The sequence below is a fragment of the Coprococcus intestinihominis genome (assembly GCF_040096555.1).
In the GTDB taxonomy this organism is placed as follows: domain Bacteria; phylum Bacillota; class Clostridia; order Lachnospirales; family Lachnospiraceae; genus Coprococcus_A; species Coprococcus_A intestinihominis.
On sequence record NZ_JBBMEK010000386.1, the window covers coordinates 1 to 2063 of the forward strand.

General features: G+C 40.7%; 1 protein-coding gene, 1 pseudogene and 1 riboswitch. Of the genes and pseudogenes, one reads left to right on the top strand and one right to left on the bottom strand.

The features are described from left to right. Positions 1–311: 311 nt before the first annotated feature. A riboswitch (cyclic di-GMP riboswitch) is annotated at positions 312–387 on the bottom strand. A gap of 505 nt (positions 388–892) precedes the next feature. Then, positions 893–1375 (top strand): annotated as a pseudogene (locus WMO25_RS17460) (IS66 family transposase); the annotation flags it as partial. 367 nt (positions 1376–1742) lie between these two features. On the opposite strand, the gene WMO25_RS17465 reads toward WMO25_RS17460, so the two are convergent. Continuing rightward, positions 1743–1922, bottom strand: coding sequence for a hypothetical protein (locus WMO25_RS17465; protein ID WP_291816207.1), 180 nt, complete (start codon positions 1920–1922; stop codon positions 1743–1745). Between the last annotated feature and the right edge of the window lie 141 nt (positions 1923–2063).

Sequence of the window (2063 nt, forward strand, 5' to 3'; positions counted from 1 at the left end):
CCTTTCATTTTCTGTCTATCCCTAACTATCCTTTCCGTTTTTTCGTATCTGATCCCCTGCAATAAAATCGTTATAGTTGCGTCTATGAAATAACATCATAACAAAGCGGACAAGTCCGCTTCAAACTCCCTGAATTCCTCAATCTTTGAGGGGCTTGTTACGCTTTGCGCGCCGGATGCAGTCTGCTTCAGCAGACATATTCATCATGCATCTGGTCGCATTTTCGCGGAGCGTTTTTATGTAATAGGAACATTATGAAGTAATTTCCTACTTACATAAAAAACACTGTCCCACAGACAGTGCACCTCATTTCATACAACTGGCTGCCATTTTACAGGCCCTGTAGCTTTGCGTCCCAGACTTTCATCTGGTTTGCCGATCATCCTATTTAAACTTTTAATCTTATGCAAAAAAACTAGTTTTATTATACTATAGTGCTCTACTGCACACAAGAAAAACAATACCGTTTTAACACCTAAAACAAAAAAAGAACAGCCGATACACTTTGCAATGTCGCCTGCACGGAGTCCCATTCGTGATGCCAGTCGGATGATCGCAAGGTTTCTCTTTCCAATAGTAGTATTAGTATCAACAGAAGCTTCGACCCTGCTGATTTCATCTGGCGTATATGTCGTAGGAAGCACCGCCCCCTCTTATAGTGTGGAACAATCCTGGAAAGATCCATTTCTATGATGCCTTTTTCAGCAAGGTAATTCAGAAACTGACGGATACGTGCATAGGCATCCTTGTTGGAGAATGTAAGCAAGGCTTTCGATACAATGCCAGTTTTATCTATGCATTCTTGAAGATACCCAGTCAAAGTGTCCGCAAACACCAAAGGGGCCTGCTCGTTATAATCACCATGATGGCACCTGTAAGGCTTTCCATCAGACATTGCAGGCGCAAGTTCCATGAGGCACTGGAAGTCATACCGAAAGATCTGAGGAAACAGTCTGTTTTGTACCTCATCATGAACCAGATCCGTGCGATCTACCGGGAGGAAGGAAAGTTTTCCGGTCTTTCATCAGATGAACGGACTGCCAAGCGTCAGCTGGTGGTAAAACCACTGGTGGATGCTTTCTTTGCGTACCTGAAACAGAATTCTGACAGGGTATCCAAAAGCGTCAAAATAAAGGAAGCATTTGCCTATGCCTTGAACCAGGAACGGTATCTGCGTGTGTTTCTTGAAAATGGGGATGTCCCGATGGATAATAATGCCAGTGAACGTGCCATCCGCGGATTCTGCATTGGCAAGAAGAACTAGGAAATGATCGATACCGTCAATGGAGCCACCAGTTCCGCAATCATCTACAGCATAGCTGAAACAGCGAAGGCAAACCAGCTGAAACCATATGAATATTTTTCAAGGTACTTAGGTTCTACCGTTTACATCCAAAAAACGACAAATAAAAAACCAACGAAAAGGCCTTACTAAATTGATTTCACTCAATTCAGTAAGACCTTTTTGTTGGTTTCACACATATTACCTGATAACCACAAGATTCCAAATAAATAATGCCAAAATCTCTCGTGTTATCATTTTGTTATCAAATAGAACTTTATCTGCTCTAAAATGCCCTGTTTATAAGGGATTTCAGAAAATTTTTTTACTTGAACTCCTTTGCGGACAGCGTTTCATGACACGCAAGGGCTGTTATTAGAGGTTTATATTTCGAACACGCGTTCTGTTTTTGTGTTTTTCGCACCGCTTATGAAGAAATAAACTCCAAAATAACTCCATTTTACTCTTTATTATTTTTTTGTTCTTCTCTTGCGTAAAGAATGTCCAACGCCTGGAATATTACATTACCCATAGTCTGATAATGTCTCTCTGCATAAGATACTAGCTTTTCTTTTTGCTCTGGTGACATCCTGATTCTCAGACTAGAATCTTTGCCGTCTAATGTTGGTTTTCTAGGCATCTTTTTCTCCTCCTTACATTTCATAGTTTGGCACGAATTGATACAAGTGTCAATCTCGTTTTGCTAATATCACCCATTTCCCTTTTTGGCTACTTCCCTGCCTCTTCAGATAATTCTTTTCCTTCAATTTGGTTATATAAT

Excerpts from the sequence above, each read along its gene's own strand:
- WMO25_RS17465 (WP_291816207.1), bottom strand. The coding sequence starts at position 1,922 with ATGCCTAGAAAACCAACATTAGACGGCAAAGATTCTAGTCTGAGAATC.